Origin of the sequence: Chryseobacterium sp. SIMBA_029 (assembly GCF_046535275.1) — a bacterium.
Classification (GTDB): domain Bacteria; phylum Bacteroidota; class Bacteroidia; order Flavobacteriales; family Weeksellaceae; genus Chryseobacterium.
This window is the reverse complement of the sequence record NZ_JAWRXA010000004.1, coordinates 120,468-136,760: the sequence shown is the minus strand read 5'-3', so window position 1 is coordinate 136,760 and position 16,293 is coordinate 120,468. Positions and strand designations below refer to the sequence as shown.

15 protein-coding genes are annotated in these 16,293 nt (G+C 36.5%); 6 read left to right on the top strand and 9 right to left on the bottom strand.

The features are described from left to right. Nucleotides 1-137 precede the first annotated feature (137 nt). From SB679_RS08420 to SB679_RS08405, 4 genes are all read right to left on the bottom strand, one after another. Nucleotides 138-1,730 (bottom strand): MFS transporter, encoded by a 1,593-nt coding sequence (locus SB679_RS08420; RefSeq protein ID WP_410701808.1) that lies wholly within the window; start codon nt 1,728-1,730, stop codon nt 138-140. A 173-nt stretch (nt 1,731-1,903) separates the two neighbouring features. Then, on the bottom strand, nt 1,904-3,022 hold the full coding sequence (locus tag SB679_RS08415; protein WP_410701807.1) for an HlyD family secretion protein: 1,119 nt from the start codon (nt 3,020-3,022) through the stop codon (nt 1,904-1,906). Between the two features lie 23 nt (nt 3,023-3,045). Continuing rightward, on the bottom strand, nt 3,046-4,356 hold the full coding sequence (locus tag SB679_RS08410) for a TolC family protein (RefSeq protein ID WP_410701806.1): 1,311 nt from the start codon (nt 4,354-4,356) through the stop codon (nt 3,046-3,048). Between the two features lie 89 nt (nt 4,357-4,445). Further along, complete coding sequence (locus tag SB679_RS08405) at nt 4,446-5,291, bottom strand: helix-turn-helix domain-containing protein (RefSeq protein WP_410701805.1); 846 nt, start codon at nt 5,289-5,291, stop codon at nt 4,446-4,448. Nucleotides 5,292-5,362: 71 nt separating this feature from the next. Here SB679_RS08405 and SB679_RS08400 point away from each other — a divergent pair, with 71 nt between their 5' ends. Continuing rightward, entirely contained in the window at nt 5,363-5,836 is a 474-nt protein-coding gene (locus tag SB679_RS08400) for a DUF962 domain-containing protein (RefSeq protein WP_410701804.1), read from the top strand. Here the strand turns inward: SB679_RS08400 and SB679_RS08395 are convergent. After that, the gene (locus SB679_RS08395) at nt 5,833-6,900 is read right to left on the bottom strand and encodes a DUF2891 domain-containing protein (protein WP_410701803.1); all 1,068 of its coding nucleotides are present in this window, start codon (nt 6,898-6,900) and stop codon (nt 5,833-5,835) included. The genes SB679_RS08400 and SB679_RS08395 overlap by 4 nt on opposite strands. A gap of 156 nt (nt 6,901-7,056) precedes the next feature. Here SB679_RS08395 and SB679_RS08390 point away from each other — a divergent pair, with 156 nt between their 5' ends. Further along, nucleotides 7,057-7,941 carry a DUF4349 domain-containing protein gene (locus SB679_RS08390; protein WP_410701802.1) on the top strand — a complete coding sequence of 295 codons (885 nt, stop codon included), beginning with the start codon at nt 7,057-7,059 and terminating at the stop codon, nt 7,939-7,941. 51 nt (nt 7,942-7,992) lie between these two features. Here the strand turns inward: SB679_RS08390 and SB679_RS08385 are convergent, their stop codons facing one another. The 4 genes from SB679_RS08385 to dnaA form a co-directional block, all read right to left on the bottom strand. Beyond that, complete coding sequence (locus tag SB679_RS08385) at nt 7,993-8,370, bottom strand: hypothetical protein (RefSeq protein WP_410701801.1); 378 nt, start codon at nt 8,368-8,370, stop codon at nt 7,993-7,995. Between the two features lie 68 nt (nt 8,371-8,438). After that, a complete protein-coding gene (locus tag SB679_RS08380) occupies nt 8,439-9,137 on the bottom strand; it encodes an SAM-dependent methyltransferase (RefSeq protein ID WP_034709624.1) in 699 nt (232 codons plus the stop codon). A 32-nt stretch (nt 9,138-9,169) separates the two neighbouring features. After that, complete coding sequence (locus SB679_RS08375) at nt 9,170-9,643, bottom strand: low molecular weight protein-tyrosine-phosphatase (RefSeq protein ID WP_410701800.1); 474 nt, start codon at nt 9,641-9,643, stop codon at nt 9,170-9,172. A gap of 101 nt (nt 9,644-9,744) precedes the next feature. Beyond that, a complete protein-coding gene (gene dnaA / locus SB679_RS08370) occupies nt 9,745-11,199 on the bottom strand; it encodes a chromosomal replication initiator protein DnaA (protein ID WP_034709622.1) in 1,455 nt (484 codons plus the stop codon). A gap of 134 nt (nt 11,200-11,333) precedes the next feature. On the opposite strand from dnaA, the gene SB679_RS08365 reads away from it, so the two are divergent. From SB679_RS08365 to SB679_RS08350, 4 genes are all read left to right on the top strand, one after another. Then, complete coding sequence (locus tag SB679_RS08365; RefSeq protein WP_410701799.1) at nt 11,334-11,747, top strand: acyl-CoA thioesterase; 414 nt, start codon at nt 11,334-11,336, stop codon at nt 11,745-11,747. Nucleotides 11,748-11,845: 98 nt separating this feature from the next. After that, nucleotides 11,846-12,694, top strand: coding sequence for a prephenate dehydratase (pheA, locus tag SB679_RS08360; RefSeq protein WP_410702096.1), 849 nt, complete (start codon nt 11,846-11,848; stop codon nt 12,692-12,694). A gap of 531 nt (nt 12,695-13,225) precedes the next feature. After that, nucleotides 13,226-13,930, top strand: coding sequence for a hypothetical protein (locus SB679_RS08355; protein ID WP_410701798.1), 705 nt, complete (start codon nt 13,226-13,228; stop codon nt 13,928-13,930). 110 nt (nt 13,931-14,040) lie between these two features. Next, nucleotides 14,041-16,257: a DUF2339 domain-containing protein gene (locus tag SB679_RS08350; protein WP_410701797.1), complete on the top strand. Its 2,217-nt coding sequence runs from the start codon at nt 14,041-14,043 to the stop codon at nt 16,255-16,257. The last annotated feature ends 36 nt before the right edge of the window (nt 16,258-16,293 follow it).

The following is a 16,293-nucleotide window of genomic DNA, read 5'->3' as shown; positions in this document are numbered from 1 at the left end:
AATAAAAATAAGACATTATGAAATTTTTCATATTTATTAGAAATCAATTAAAAAAAATCGACATCAATAGGCCTAAAAACGTAAAACCCCAGCCTTAGAAAAGGTCCGGGGCTTTACTCGTGAAAAACAAGGTATCGTTATATCGCAGGTCCTGCTGCGTCTTTTATATCTTCCAATAATCTTTTTCTTTCCCTAAGTCTCCTTCTGGCAATCACAGATTTTCCACTAAGCACTCTTATAAATTTTAAATACCGGAAACGTTCTTTTCCGAAGTGATGGGTTAGTATGTATACCAATACTCCAAATCCAGTCAGAATGATGTACCCGAATATTTTTTTACCGGAGGCGATGACTGCATTCAGCTGGATGGATTTCATATTGGCAGCGATATTTTGAGGATTCACCGTCATCCCGTCAATATATACTGCAAGATCTCCTACTGCTATAATCTGAAAACGGTATTGGAACCATGAATACAGCGTAGAGAAAAATCCGACCGCCAAAAAAGTACGCCATACAAGCACAAGTCCGATTGCTGCCAGCATTTCATCCATTTCCAATTTATCTAATGTATAGAACCAAACTGAAATGAATAAGGAACATGTTCCATATCCTTTCAGGAACATGGGCAGATACCAGTTTTCATAATTAAACTCCAGTACCATGGAAAAGTACATGATAATTGCATAGCCCATCATTGCTGAGAATCCTGAAAAAATATACATTTTCAGCGGAATCTCCTTTTTAAACCAAAATATAGCAATAATTCCCGCTAAAATAATCCCCGGAATCATCAGGACACTCAATCTGGCATTGGTCAGCTGGTCATATCCCAGTACGCCCACAGCAAATGTATTTTGAATAGAAGTAGTTCCCAGGAACATTCCCAGCCAAAACAGCATAAATAATCCATGCTGAACATTATTCCTTTTAAATATAGCAAAGGATAGATAAGGTCTCTTCAACGTCATCTGCCGGATGGCCAGCAATGCAAAGCTCACAAAAGAAGCAATACTTGCATTCATAATATTTTTGGAATTCCACCAGTCCTGCTGTTTTCCAAAAGAAAAAACATAAGCACCAAATATAAAAGTGGAAACAAAAAGCAGAATACTGAGCCAGTCAATATAATGCAGCGGAACTTTTAAGGCAAAATATTTATCATGCATAAAAATCCAGTGGATGAGTGCAAGAATAAAGCATAAAATGGAAACAATGAGATAAAAATGCTGCCAGTTATACCGAATGGAAACATCTGCAGCATAATACGCCGCCACCTGATTCATGACTAAAACAAAGGTGTAAAATGCTCCGTAAAACATACCCCGGTGCCCGATCATCGCCATTAATGGCAGGAATAATTCAATCGTCACCATCATTTTTAAAAATCCGATAACGAGTGATGTAAAAATAAAGATCATCGGCTGCTGGCTGGTAGCATTCACATAACTAAGGAATCCCAGCAGTACGAGAAGCAATATCATTTTGTCTCTGACCTTAAATCTCATTTTCATTCTGAGAACGACAGGCATACAAGCTCCCATCCCAATCGTGGTGGCATAATTTGCCCACATAAAATATTCTGTCATGGCACCAGTACCACTTGCCACATAGCTGATATTACCGGTATACACTCCACCCAGCGGCATCACTACCGTAAGCAGCAATACGATCAGCAGCAGCTGTATGGGTTTTGGTACCCAGTCATGATATAATCCTTTGTTGTACATTTTGTTGTTTTTTTAGATGTCAGACGCTAGATGTCAGACTGTACTTGTCAACGCATAAATTTCAGTGGTAAGAATATATCATCTTATTCAAGCAAAAAACTGAAAATCTGATGTCTGATGTCTGATGTCTGATGTCTGATGTCTGAAATCTAGCATCTTGGTTCTCGCCAATCCTAATCAATATTCACATTCATATTCATTCCTGCACTTAGCTTTGCTATGTCTTCTTTTTTATTGGAAGATGTGAACTCTATCCTTACAGGAATACGCTGCTGCACTTTAATAAAGTTTCCGGTAGAATTATCTGTAGGAACGCTTGAATATCTTGAACCCGTAGCTGCAGAAACAGCGGTCACAATTCCTTCAAATTTCTGTCCGCCTAAAGCATCGGCTGTCATCATTATTTTTTTACCAATTTTTACATTAGGCATTTGGCCTTCCAAAAAATTAGCTGTTACCCATTTCTGCCCGTTCAACACAATGGTAGCCACCTGTTGTCCGGGTTGAATCAACTGACCCTCAGAGATAGTTCTTCGTCCCATAATTCCGTTATAAGGTGCGGTGATTACGGTATAAGACAGGTTGATTTTTGCCATATCCAACGCTGATTTTGTTCTTTTAATTTCAGCGTCATTAATCCCCAGTTTACTTTTAACCTCAGTAGTAGAAAGGTTTGCCGACTGTTTCTGATTGACCAATGTTTCATAGGCCGCCTTTTGAGCATCATATTCAGTTTTTATCTGATCATACTGCTGTCTGGTTACCGCTTCAGAAGCTAGAAGGTTTTTGTATCGGTTTAAATTCTGTTCTGCATTCCACAATCTTGCTTTAGCACCGGCAATATTAGATTCCATCACACTAACATTATTGGAAACGGTATTAACGGATGAACTTGTTGCTGATCTTTGAGCCAATGCATTTTGATAAGCCGCTTCAGCCTGGCCTAATTGGGTTAAAAGCTCACGGTCATCCAATACGACTAACGTATCCCCTTTCTTTACCTGCTGGTGCTCAATGAATCTGATTTCTTTGATATACGCTGAAACCCTGGTATTGATGGGATTAATAAATTCCTCCACCTGAGCGGCTTCTGTATAGGTTTTGTCTCCAATATGAAAATATTCACGGATAAGCCAGAAGAGTCCGAATCCTATCACCAGAAAAACGATGATGTTGGAGATGATTGCCCTGATCTTATTTTTTTTATTCTGTTTATGTTTGGTAGATGCTCCAGACTGTGCAGCTGCGGGAGCAGCTTGTGTATGTTGAGTATTTTGTTCCTTGTTTTCCATTATCTTGATTTTCAGTTTTACAATTAAAGAGTTCCTGTAGATTTCAGTACATTATAATATTGATACAGTACATTGATTTCTGCATTGGCAAAATCCAGCTCCGATTGTAATTTCTGGTTTTGTGCATCGATCATTTCAGCCTGTACGGCTAGCTGATTCAAATATTTAGCTTCCGTAATCTTATAGTTTTCTTCGGCTAATTTTTTCGCATCATCCAAAATTTCTGCCTGCTGGATTGATTCCTGGTATTTCACATAGGCTGCATTAACGGCCATATCTACATTCTGCTGTACCAAAGTCATCGCATCACCTGCCTGGGTCTTCTGCAATTCTCCAAGTTTTACCCTTTCTTTCGTTTTATACAGGTTATCAATATTATAACTTAAAGAAACTCCGGTCTGCCATCCTCCGGAATACATATCCAATACAGGATTTCTTGTTGTGATCGGACGCTGCATTGTATATCCTCCAAATCCTGCAACCGTAGGCATCTTATCCGTTTTGATGATTTCAATATTCTTGTTGGCAACATCGATATTTTTCTTTGCAGATTTCAATTGAGGATTAGTCTCATGGGCTAAATTGATATAATAGTCCATCCCAATACCTGTTTCTTTATTTGTCAAACTCTCAATGGGTATGATCTCGGTATCTGTAGGCAGACCTAAAGCAATACTCAGGTTATAATTAAGTATTTTCTTATTATTGGCTAACGTTAAAATTCCCTGATCCAGATTTTTAATCGCCAGTTCTCCACGGATCACTTCATTTCGGGTCACCATTCCCTGCTGATAAAATTTCTGGATATTTTTCAGACGTTCCTGAGCCAGTTTTTTATTATTCTGGAAAACAGATTCCTGATTTAAAATCTTATAGACATCCAGATAATTGGAAATCACTAAAAATTTAACATCCTGCCGGTTTCTTTCTAAATCCAGTTCAGCCAGCTGCTCGCGGAGTCCGGCCAATTCAATAGACTTATTCACCAATCCTCCTTTAAAGATAAGTTGAGTGGCCTGTACAGCATATGAACTTCCGTAATGAGGCATCGGAATCGTTGTTGAATTGGAAAAATCACTGTCTATAGCAACTACGTTTCCCAAATAAAACTGACTTGTAGAAGCCGTAATGGTGGGTAGTTTTTGAAGTTTTGTGATTCCTGTCTGCTGTTTGGCAATATCTATATTCTGAGCGGTTACTTTCAGCTGCTGATGATTTTGAACAGCAAGCTCTACCACTTCTTTTGCGGTGAGCTGTTTAATTTCTTGTGAAAAAAACAGCGCAGGAAATAGTGCTATCACGAGTGATAGTGCTGTTTTTACATTCTTTGTCATTTTACCTTGTTTTACGAGGACAAAGTTACAGTGGAAACAGGATCAGGGAAATGCTTGATATCGGGAAAAAGATGTTCAAATGTAGGATTTTAACTTTCGAACTGATGACGATACTGAACGGGACTAAGCGCCAAATGCTTCTTAAAAAAGTGAGAAAATGAGTATTGATCACTGAATCCAAGAATAGATGAAATCTCTGAAACAGGCTTTTTTGAAGAGTTAAGTAACACCTTAGCTTCATTCATTACAATAACCGCTATAATTTGGCTCGCCGACTTGCCGGTAATGGTTTTAACCACAGACGAAAGATGTCTTGTTGTAATCGACTGCCGTTGGGCATAAAACTCTACAGTTCGTTCTGAAAGATGGTATTCTGAAAGATCAGTTAAAAACAGGAAAACAATCTCTTCCTGTCTGGACATCTGGCTCATTGAATTATTATCTTCATTAGAAATAATTCCAGCCATCTGGTAAATAAAAACAGAAAATAAACTTTCCACAATTTCCTGTTTATAGATCATTTCCGTAGAAGAATCTAAAATAAATTTAAGAAAATTGACGCTTTTCCAGACAATTTCCATCTCATCTTCCTGAAAAGGAACGCCTTTATTCATCTGCTGTCTGAAATACCTGTAGGCAATCAAACGATTAAATTTCAAAGATAAAGCAGAAATAAATTCTCTTTTATAAGACACCATTCTGGACTGGAAATCATCACTTACAGAAACCATTTCGTACACAGTCTGCGGGTCTGTTACCATAAACATATTGGCAGAAAGTTCAAGGTCGCTGAAATGCTGGCGGAGTTTTATCGTTCCTGTTTTGATAAAAATAAAAGCGGGATTATCGGGCCGGAAAGGCTTATCAGCGGAAATTCTTTCAAAGATATTTTCCTGGGTAAAAATCTCAACTCCATATTTTTCTAAGATAGACATAACGCAAATGTAATCAAAGTCTTTAGTGATTACAAAATTTTATTAAATTAGTCTTTTCCAAAATGGTCATCATGAGAAAAGTAGATTTATTTTTTGCGGAATACAGCGAAAGCCATAGAAATGCAGCTAACAAACTGATTCACTGGATCTGTGTCCCTTTGATTTTCTGGACGATATTAGGTTTTATCTCTCTCATTCCATCGCCTCACTTTTGTACACCCTATTTCGGATGTATCAGTATAGTAAGCACGATCACTATCATTTTGGTGAGTCTTTTTTATCTGAGACTTTCTATTTTAATCAGTCTCATTATGATTTTCGTGATGATTCTGATGGAACATTTAACCTACACCGTTAATGTACAATTCGGTAAACAATCATGGATCGTTTACCTTTCTGTTTTCGTAATCACCTGGATTCTGCAGTTTGTAGGGCACAAAATAGAAGGAAAAAAACCATCCTTCCTTAAAGACATTAAGTTTCTTCTCATTGGCCCTATCTGGCTCTTAAGTTTTATCTTAAAAAAAACAGGAATACGCTATTAATCTTCCAGGGCATACACCGCAAAACTGGCCAGCCAGTGATCTCCGCCATAATTCCCTTGAAATAATAAAGGAAGTCCATTCGCTAAAAATACATTAGCTGTTTTCTGGAAATTCTTTTTCAACGGATGGCCGTCAGGAAGTGTTTTCGCAATCCCCTTCATACACCATGCTTTTGTAAATGACAGTCCAACCAAATGAACCGTCTGATAATCGCTAAGATCACTTACTACAGGTATTTTTTCTATATTCTCTACACTTCGCTTCTCATAGAAATTATTCAGCCATTGTACATATTCTTTTTGAGGAATCACTCTACGCATCAGATCTGCAATTTCAAGGCTTGGCGAGAAAAAGTCTGAACCGTCAGGCTCTAAATAGGCCGGAGTTTTCTGGTCTTTTAAAAAGAAATATTTTGCTTTTTCTATAAGCATGTCTTCAAACGCTTTGTCTTTATTCGCCCGGGCCCAGTCTATGGCAAAAGCCATAGCAAAGGCAGTATTGGGATGAACTCCGGTTCTGTTTGGATACGTTTGTTTGGGAAGATATGTTTTCCAGGATGTTAGAATACGGTCTGTCAAAGGCTTCAAATTCTGGTGCCAGAGTTTAGCTTTTGGATGGTCCCATGTGGTTAGCTCTTCATCAAGTTTCAGCAGCCACGCCCAGCCGTACGTTCTTTCAAAAGTGCCTGTGAGCTCATATTTATTGAAATAATCCGCTTCCGACTGCAAATTTTCTTTTTGAAAGGATTCGTCAAGAATCTTTTCAATCTCTTTGGCTACCGAAAGGTCAGGTTTAGTCTTTAATAGCCGAACCAGCATCCAGTGTCCATGAACCGAGCTATGCCAGTCGAAACAACCATAAAAAGTTGGATGAAGCGCTTTTGGTGTTAAAGAAACTTCCTTTTCATTGTTAATAATATGAGCTGTTTTATTAGGATATTCCTGGTTGATACAGTGAAGCGGTTTTTCCGATAATTTAACAGCCATTTCATCGGTCAGTTTCGGAACTTCCTGAGCATAGATTACAAATGGGGCACATATAATTGCTAAAAGACTCTTTTTCATTTGATAAAAATATAAAATAATTTAAACTCCGTCCTCTTTAAAACTATTAAAAATGCTTCATTGCTATTTTAGAGGTAAAATCCATTAAAAATCATCTATTTGAAAGTAAATTTTCATTTTGAGCATAATTTTTGATATCATACAGAAAAAATAATCATGAAACGTCTATTGATATTACCTCTATTCTGTTTAATTTCCATTCATTGCAACAAACAACAGCCTCAGTCTGTCAATGCTGATCTTGTAGAAGTTTTACAGGAAGATAAGGCGTTTGAAACTCCACCGCCCCCGCCCCAGGAAAGTCCTGTAAATAAAAATACGATGGCTTATATGCCAGCAAAGGTAGATCAACAGGAACCAGAACCCAGTGTAGAACCAATTTCTAAAAAGATCATTAAAAACGGAGAAATCAGCATTCAGGTGGGTGATGTCAAAAAAGCACAACAACAGGTGGGTGATATTCTCAAAAAAAATAAAGCATATATACAAAAAGAAGACTACCAGAATACAGATACTGCTGAAAAAATAAGTTTGGTTATCCGGGCTCCCCATCAGGAGTTTGATGGCCTTATCAATTCTTTTTCAGACGGAATAGGATCTGTTACCTCAAAGAATATTTCTACTAATGACGTGACCGAAGAATATACTGATGTTTCCATACGGCTGGCTAATAAAAATATTTATCTTGAAAAGTATCGCAACATGCTAAAAACTGCGGCTACCACAAAAGACATTCTGGAAATTCAGGAAAATATCCGTGAACTTGAAGATGAAATAGACACTTCTGAGGGAAGGCTTAGATTCATTGATGATCGTGTGGATTTCAGCACGCTACATTTGGACCTGTATAAAGAAAAGGTGCGAAGTTCTGCCACTTCAAAGATTGGTTTTGGAAGCCGGTTTGCAGATTCTTTAACGGAAGGATGGAATACTTTTGTAGGCTTCTCTCTCGGGCTTATAGCACTTTGGCCGTTTTTATTGATCATTCCGCTCATTATTTTTCTGTGGAAGAAGTGGCGATCACGAAGAAAAAATAAATAAAAAGAATCCGGCTATAATTAATAGCCGGATTTTTTATGTATTGAATTAGAATTAAGCGTTGAAGTGAGATTTCACAGCTTCTAATACCTGTTCTTCAGACATTTGCTGAGAAGAGTCTAATGTAATCTTTAGATTTTTGTACTGTGCCGTATCTAAAAGATGGTTTTTCAATTCTTCCTGAGCAACACCAGGACCAGTAACAAACAGCTCAACACTATTGGTAATGGCTTTTTCAATTTCCTTGAAATACTTCTCCTTGTGCGCATTCTCTGAATTATGAAATGCATATTCACTGGAGTTACCACCCGTATTTTCTGATTGTATCGTATCAAAAATTTCAAACTCTGAGACATTCTGGCCGTCATTATTTTTAACAATAACTGCTTTTTTTTGATCTAACCAAAGACCTGCTAATTTTTTTTCTGACATTATTCAATTTTTTAATATTAGCTAAAGCGCAAGAATAATGCTAAAGATACGTTAAGGGCGTGTTAAACTTATTTTCCTAACACAAATACAGCAGGGATTTTATGGAGTTCCGGCTTGTGTTTCTGCCATTCTTTGATGGTTCTGGTCTTGATAAATTCATGCTCCGGATCGTTGATATTGGCTGCAATACAAAGTTTTGTATTGGGTGATAAAAATTTGCACAGATCTTCGAAAAGCGGATTGTTTCTATAAGGTGTTTCCATGAAAATCTGAGTATACCCGGTTTTTTCAACGAGGCTTTCCAAATGAAGCATCTGTCTTTTTTTCTCCCCTTTCTCAATTGGTAAATAACCATTAAAACTAAATTCCTGGCCGTTGAAACCACTGGAAATCAACGCTAAAATAATTGACGAAGGCCCCGAAATAGGGATTACCCTGATATTTTTTTCATGACACCATTTAACGATCAGATTTCCCGGATCTGCAATACAGGGAAGTCCGGCCTCTGAAAGCAGACCAAAATCCTGGCCCTTACGCATCAGTTCCTGAGCTTCTTTAATATCAGCATTTTCCGTGTACTTATCCAGTAAAAACAGTTTTAAATCTGCTTGTTTTTTCTCAGGTGCAAAAAATTTAATAACCTTGCGGGCTGTTTTTTCATTTTCTACAAAAAAATAATCCGTCTGCATGATATATTCTTTCATGACCGGTGAAAAATGGCTGATAGAAGTATTTTCTGATAAATAAGCTGGAAGTAAGAAAAGCATTGTATAAGGTATAAATGGTGAATAAAATTAAATTATTTTGAATTTTTAATGGCTGAAAATTCAGTCATCAACTGTTGTGCAATTGTGTTACATCTTTTGTCCAGTAACTGGAAAACATGCTCAAAGTCCTTCATATCTCCCCAGTACGGATCGGGAACTTCTGTATCTGAATTGCTTCCATCCGCTTCTAAAAACAAAGAGATCTTTTGTTTCTGTTCATGATGAGCTTTCGACATTACATCCTGATAGACTTTACGGTCCATACAATAGATGAGATCAAAATTTTCAAAATCTGAATTCGTAATAGGTCTTGATTGCTGCATTGAGATGTCTATTCCGTGATTGGCCGCAGTCTTAACAGCCCTTTTATCGGGATGCTCTCCTTCGTGCATGGAAATAGTACCGGCAGAATCTACAAAAAATGCATCGGAAAGTTTGGTTTTCATAATTCCTTCTGCTAAAGGGCTTCTGCATATATTTCCCAAGCAGACCATCAATATTTTCATATTTTCAAATTATAACTGGAACTAAAATTTTAAACAAATCTAAATAAAAAATGAAGAATATCCCTATTCTCCATTTTCTTTATTGTCAGTAAATTATGATCTTACTTTTTGATTCTTTCTGAAAGATCTTTAACGTATTTTTTTACTTCTTTATCTATTTTAGATACATCCTTGATGGTGTCACAAGCATACATTACCGTAGAGTGGTCTTTTCCGCCCATTTCCTCCCCTATTTTAGTAAAGGTGGCATTGGTAAGTTCTTTAGAAAAATACATCGCCAATTGTCTCGGCAGAGCGATTTCTCTTTTTCTTGTTTTGGATAAAAGCTGTTCTTTTTTGATTCCAAAATAGTCGCACACCACTTCCTGAATGTAAGGAATATTGATGATCTTCTTTTGGTTGGCAGCAATTTTACTGATGGTATCTTTTAACAGTTCAAGACTTAATTCTGTTTTATATACTGTAGAATAAGCAATTACAGAATTGATAACCCCGATAAGCTCTCTTACATTGGTTTTCGTTTCTGAAGCCAGGAAATCCAGCATATCATCGGTAAGGACAATTCCGTCTCTGCTTAATTTATCTACGATAATTTTTCTACGGGTCTGTAAATCCGGAGATTTAATTTCTGCGGAAAGTCCCCATTTGAAACGGGAAACAATTCTGTCCTGGATATCCATGATATCCGCCGGAGCTTTATCTGAAGTAAGGATAATCTGTTTTCCATTCTGATGCAGGTGATCAAAAATATGGAAGAAGCTATCCTGAGTAGCTGATTTTCCGGATAAGAACTGAATATCGTCAATGATCAATACATCGACCATCTGATAGAAATTAGCAAATTCTGTCTGCTTATGGGCCTTTGCAGAAGAAATAAACTGCTGAATGAATTTTTCAGAAGAAAGATAAAGAACTACTTTATCTGGAAACTGGCTTTTCACTTCTAAACCGACAGCCTGTCCTAAGTGGGTTTTTCCAACACCATATCCTCCATATAAGAATAATGGGTTGAAAGCCGTTGCACCCGGTCTTTTAGCAATGGATCGTGCTACTGTAGCTGCAAACTTGTTGCTTTCCCCTTCTACATAGTTATCGAAAGAAAAATCAGACTTCAGGTTAGAGTCGATATTTACTTTCTTAATTCCCGGAACAACAAAAGGGTTGACGATATTTGATGAAAATCCCTGCGGCATTGTTTCCTGAGTTCTTGGAGTAGGGACGCTTTTCCCTTTCATATTCATAGTAACGGGTTTCTCTAAACCATTAGGTCTGTTTTCCATTACAGAATACCATAATTTAACTCCTTTTCCTATATTTTTCTTAAGGGCAGCAGAAAGAAGAGATAAATAATTATCTTCGATATATTCCTTGTAAAAATCACTCGGAACCATTAACGTAAGGTTATTATCAGCCAGGGAAATAGGCTGAACTTTATCAAACAGTAAATCGAAAGATTTTTCAAGCTTCTTTAAATCAGAATTGTCTTCAGCCGCGTTCAAATTGTCTCGCATGAACTGAAGGCACTTCCGCCATATCATCATTAAATTTTCATCCATATTTATGCCCCGATTGTTCTTAGTTAGTCCGTTTTTTAGAAGGAAGACAAAGGTCCACTTTTTTCTTTTTAAAAAAAAATATTGCGGGTATTGATTATTTAAAAATATATTTGTATGTATAATTTGAGACGAAAATGATACATACAAAACACTCATTACGAGTACGTTACGGAGAGACAGATCCTATGAAATATGTTTACTACGGTAATTACGCCGAGTACTTCGAAATTGGAAGAGTAGAGCTATTCCGAACCATAGGAATGTCATACGATGAGATTGAAAACCAAGGAATTTGGCTGCCTGTCTCGGAGTATAAAATTAAGTATTTGCGGCCTGCTTTATATGATCAAAAATTAGAAATCCATACGTACCTAAAAAAAATTCCGGGAGTAAAAATTGAATTTGAGTATGAAATTTACAATGAAGAGCATACTAAAATTACCGAGGCTTCCACTACCCTTTTCTTTTTAGATTCCAACACCAATAAAATTATCAAGTGTCCGGATTTTCTGATCCAACTGATTGAAGAAAACTGGAAAGAGGAATAATCTGCTATAATAATTAGGGTTTAGCCTATTTAATGATGATATTTGAAGTGAATAAAACAAAATGAGAAAAAAATAACTTTTTAATTGATATGAAAAAGATGAAGATTGCATTCTTAGGTCCGCATGCCAGTTTTACCCAGCTGGCGACCACACAACTCTTCCCGAATGAAGAACTTTTACCACAGGCCAATATTCTGGACTGTTTCAATGCAGTAGAAAATGGAGACGTCGACAAGGCAGTCGTTCCCCTGGAAAATTCTATTGAGGGAACGGTTTCTATGACCCTGGATTATTTATACAAAACACCGGCGATTAAAATTGAGGCTGAAGCCGTAATGCCTATTGCCCACCATCTGATGATTCATCCTGAGAATACTATTGAGGATATTGAAATCATTTATTCACATCCTCAGGCGCTGGCGCAGAGCTTCCATTTCCTGGACACTCATTATAAACACTATAAAAGACAGGATTTTTCGTCCACTGCAGCAGCGGCAAAATATGTTTCTGAAAACAAGGATATGAAGATTGCAGCGGTGGCCAATCAGTTTGCTGCCAATTTATACGGTTTACAGATTATTAACCGTAATATCCAGGATTTTGAACAAAATCACACCAGATTTATTGTGATTTCTAAGCAGAATACTCAATACCAGAACAGCAGCCTTCAGGTAATAGGCGAAAAATCGGGTTTGCTGATTACCCTTCCTGAAGATCATCCGGGAGGACTTCATCAGGTTTTATCTGTTTTTGCATGGAGGAAGATGAACCTTAGTAAAATTGAATCCCGAACCTTAAAAACAGGACTTGGGAATTATTTTTTCTTTATGAATGTAAACGGAAAATGGGAAGACGTCTTGCATGGAAACGCGTTACAGGAACTCGAATCAATCAACGCAGATGTTGACTTCCTTGGAAATTATAAAGAATTCCTGTTGGAAAGTTAAAAATAGTCACATCGTTATTTAATATAGCACTGCTTATCATAAGCAGTGTTTTTTTATGGACAGAATTAAAGCTAAATGATCTAAGATAATTGTTAATACATGATTTTGCTCTTCTTCTGTTGTTTATATAAAAAAAGAAACCACCTTAAATTCCAAATTTTTCTGATAACTGCAATAAATCATTCTTACCTATTTTAAAAAAATAATTAACTGCATTATTTTTCATCACTTATGGCAGTCGATTGAGTCATACTGCTAGATTGGCAGTTAATAGCTATGACAAAAAAACCTCTTAAAAAATAAATTAATTCAATTTAAAGAGACTTAATTAGTTAATAATATTAACATAAAATCTATTGAATCCCTTTGAAAACCTCGATCAATAAAGAAAAAAAAAGAATATTATTAATCATAATATAAACATATGTTTAATAAATTCACACTATAAATGAAATATAACTGTATTAAATATAGTCATAAGGCACGATTATTGCATTATATAAAATTGAAAACTAATTAAAAATTTAACACATGAAAACTAAGATTTACAGCTTACTTATGGCTGTGTCCGCAATCCCGGTTTTTTCACAAGTCGGGATTAACACATCCACGCCAACTGCTACCCTTGACGTTAATGGAACAGTGAAAGTTCGTGATATTCCTGCAACAACCGCATTGCCAGGGTATCAAATTTTGGCTCTTAATCAGGGAAGTGCTCAAATAGCTCAGGTAGACCCTCAGGTCCTGCTGAATGCAAATACGAATACTTCAGTGTATGCTGCAAAAAAAACAGCAGGAATCAGTTTACTGACTTTGGGACTATTTCCTTCGGGCTTTAGAGCAGTTAACTTTCTGGCAGCAGAAAGAACACTGGGTGACGCTAGTTTATTTTCTGATACAGATCACTACTACACTATCCCTTCTTCCGGAGTATATCAAATAGGGTTTAGTTTCCGTTATGGTACAGGTCTTCAGGCATCCATATTAGCCAACGCACCTGGTATTGGAATTGTCAGAACAAGAGCGGGAGTCGCTACAACTATTGATAACCGCCCTTTCAGTGGTGCAAATCTAATCCTTCTGAGTCTTACGATTTCTGAAGGCAGCATCAATTCATTGTATACCTTGCAGGCTGGAGATCAAATCACATTAGGTCTTACCGGATCTACAGCACTTGATGTGGGATTATTAGGCTCCAGTGTAAGTTCATTTTACATTTATAAGGTGTCCAATTAGAAAGACATTCAAATCTAATCACTCTACACAATTAATCCATCTCAGTTTCTGTGATGGATTAATTGTAGCCTCTTCACAAAGATTTATCTATATTTGGTAAAAACTACAGAATGAATGAACTTCTTCTTATTATATTAATTATAGCTGTTGTATTCATTTTCGGCCGGTTAAACAGTAAAATTAAAAGACTGGAAAATGAAGTTTCGCAGCTTAATAAGAGAATCAATACTTCTTTAGATCAACCAAAAACAATACAAGACCCAAACCTGCAAGAGGATCATACGGCCGTTACGCAGGACAACATTCTAAAGGCCAGTACCCCTCTGGAAACACCTGCTACAAACAACAGCCCAATATTACCGCAAGAAAAAAATTGGATTACTCCTGTTACCGATTTCTTAAAACAAAACGCACTCACAGTTATTGGAATCTTCACCCTAGTTTTGGGAATAGGTTATTTTGTAAAATATGCCATTGATAATAACTGGATCGGTGAAACTGCAAGAGCCGGAATAGGTCTCTGCACGGGGGCCGGTATTTTACTAACCGGCTATTTCCTGAGAAAAAACTACGGTGTCTTTTCATCCATCATTACAGGTGGAGGGATTGCTGTTTTATATTTCACTACTACTATTGCATTCAGGGAGTATCATTTATTCACCCAAAATACGGCTTTTGCAGTCGCTACTTTTATTACCATCGTTTCAATTCTTCTCTCGTATTACTATAAGAGTGAAATATTAATTATTTTTTCATTAATAGGCGGATTCTTGGCTCCTTTAATGATCAGCACGGGACAAAGTAATTATTATTTTCTTTTCACCTACCTCACTTTGTTGAATATCGGAATGCTGGTTCTTGTATTCCTGAAACAGTGGAGAAGTATCGGATGGGTCTCATTTTTCTTCACTACTTTATATATATTGTATTGGACTTATAATCAACCTCAGCTTCTCAGCATTGTATTTTATAGCATCAATTATATTATTTTTTATGTTTTTGCATTACAGGAGTATATTAGGAAAAAGACCCTATCTGCTTCCGATATATTGATGTTGGTATTAATTAACTTCTCCAGTATCATTGGAATGGTTTATATTTTTAACAAGCTCAATTATGAACCGTCAGCTATTTTCCCCATTATTTTTGCTTTAGTGAATGGAGCTCTTCTTTTCAGGGAAAATGCACAAAAAAATATAGGTATTGCTTATTCCGTTTTTACAGGAATTACAATCAGTCTGGTTACCATTGCCATTGCTTTATTGTTCAAAGTTCATTTAATTACCAGTGTGTGGGCTGTAGAGGCTACTCTACTGCTATTCCTATGGAAAAAAACCAATCTTAAGATTTTTAAAACGTGTTTCAGCGTTCTGTTTCCTTTAGTCATCATAGCGCAGATCATGACTTGGTTACAATACATCAATGCAAATCAATTAGCTGTTGTCTTCAATCCAATATTTTTAACAAGTTTAGTTACTATCATTTCGATGGTTGTTAATCTGTTTTTATTAAAAAAAATACATGAAACCCAGAAACAAGGCTTTTTTCCTGAAGCTATTTTTTCCACGATAAGTTATGCAGTGATCTATACGGCGATGCTGCTGGAGATCATTTATCACATCTCAGGAATGCAGGGATCTGTGATGATAAGCATTAGTGTACTGTTCAGTATTTATTATCTTTTTATCTTACTCTTGTTAAAAGAGCAATTATCTCTGAGCAACAGTTTCCAAACCGGACTTATTTATATTTTCCTTTTTCTGGTGGCAGTTCATGTTTCTTTTTCGGCATCTGAGGTTTCAACATCTATTTTATCACATACAATTCCATTTAGTTTCTATTGTATACACTTACTGTATTGGCTGCCGTTTCTGTATTTATATATTACGACTCCCCGTTCGTCTAATTTTTATACCACAAAAATATCGTACTGGATCATTTCTTTCGTCTTTGTGCTTTCGGTAAGTTCTACTTTTTATCATCTTTATATATTAATTACGGCGAATAATATTCCTTCTTCTTACAAAGCAAGCCGGCATTTTAACATTCTGTATCTCCCGATCTTGTGGACAGTTATTGCCACAGCTTTTATTTATATTGGCTTACAAAAGAAAAATCCGGAGTATAATAAAATAGGTTTTGCGCTTATCGGCATTATGGTAGTAAAGCTGTATGCGTACGATGTCTGGCAGATGGATAACATTTCAAGGATCATAGCATTCATTATTCTGGGAATCATTTTGCTGCTGAGTTCATTTACGTTTCAGCGGCTTAAAAATATTATTACCAATCTCGTTGAGAAACAGGATGAAAACATGCACTCATAGCATCAACAAAAGCATATGTTTATATAATATTTAAAT

Bases quoted from the DNA above. Each gene is read 5' to 3' on its own strand.
- SB679_RS08390 (WP_410701802.1), top strand. From the start codon at position 7,057: ATGAAACGTCTATTGATATTACCTCTATTCTGTTTAATTTCCATTCAT.
- dnaA (WP_034709622.1), bottom strand. From the start codon at position 11,199: ATGGATGAAAATTTAATGATGATATGGCGGAAGTGCCTTCAGTTCATG.
- SB679_RS08410 (WP_410701806.1), bottom strand. From the start codon at position 4,356: ATGACAAAGAATGTAAAAACAGCACTATCACTCGTGATAGCACTATTT.
- SB679_RS08355 (WP_410701798.1), top strand. From the start codon at position 13,226: ATGAAAACTAAGATTTACAGCTTACTTATGGCTGTGTCCGCAATCCCG.
- SB679_RS08350 (WP_410701797.1), top strand. From the start codon at position 14,041: ATGAATGAACTTCTTCTTATTATATTAATTATAGCTGTTGTATTCATT.
- SB679_RS08415 (WP_410701807.1), bottom strand. From the start codon at position 3,022: ATGGAAAACAAGGAACAAAATACTCAACATACACAAGCTGCTCCCGCA.
- SB679_RS08365 (WP_410701799.1), top strand. From the start codon at position 11,334: ATGATACATACAAAACACTCATTACGAGTACGTTACGGAGAGACAGAT.
- SB679_RS08420 (WP_410701808.1), bottom strand. From the start codon at position 1,730: ATGTACAACAAAGGATTATATCATGACTGGGTACCAAAACCCATACAG.
- SB679_RS08375 (WP_410701800.1), bottom strand. From the start codon at position 9,643: ATGAAAATATTGATGGTCTGCTTGGGAAATATATGCAGAAGCCCTTTA.
- SB679_RS08405 (WP_410701805.1), bottom strand. From the start codon at position 5,291: ATGTCTATCTTAGAAAAATATGGAGTTGAGATTTTTACCCAGGAAAAT.
- SB679_RS08380 (WP_034709624.1), bottom strand. From the start codon at position 9,137: ATGCTTTTCTTACTTCCAGCTTATTTATCAGAAAATACTTCTATCAGC.
- SB679_RS08385 (WP_410701801.1), bottom strand. From the start codon at position 8,370: ATGTCAGAAAAAAAATTAGCAGGTCTTTGGTTAGATCAAAAAAAAGCA.
- pheA (WP_410702096.1), top strand. From the start codon at position 11,846: ATGAAGATTGCATTCTTAGGTCCGCATGCCAGTTTTACCCAGCTGGCG.
- SB679_RS08400 (WP_410701804.1), top strand. From the start codon at position 5,363: ATGAGAAAAGTAGATTTATTTTTTGCGGAATACAGCGAAAGCCATAGA.
- SB679_RS08395 (WP_410701803.1), bottom strand. From the start codon at position 6,900: ATGAAAAAGAGTCTTTTAGCAATTATATGTGCCCCATTTGTAATCTAT.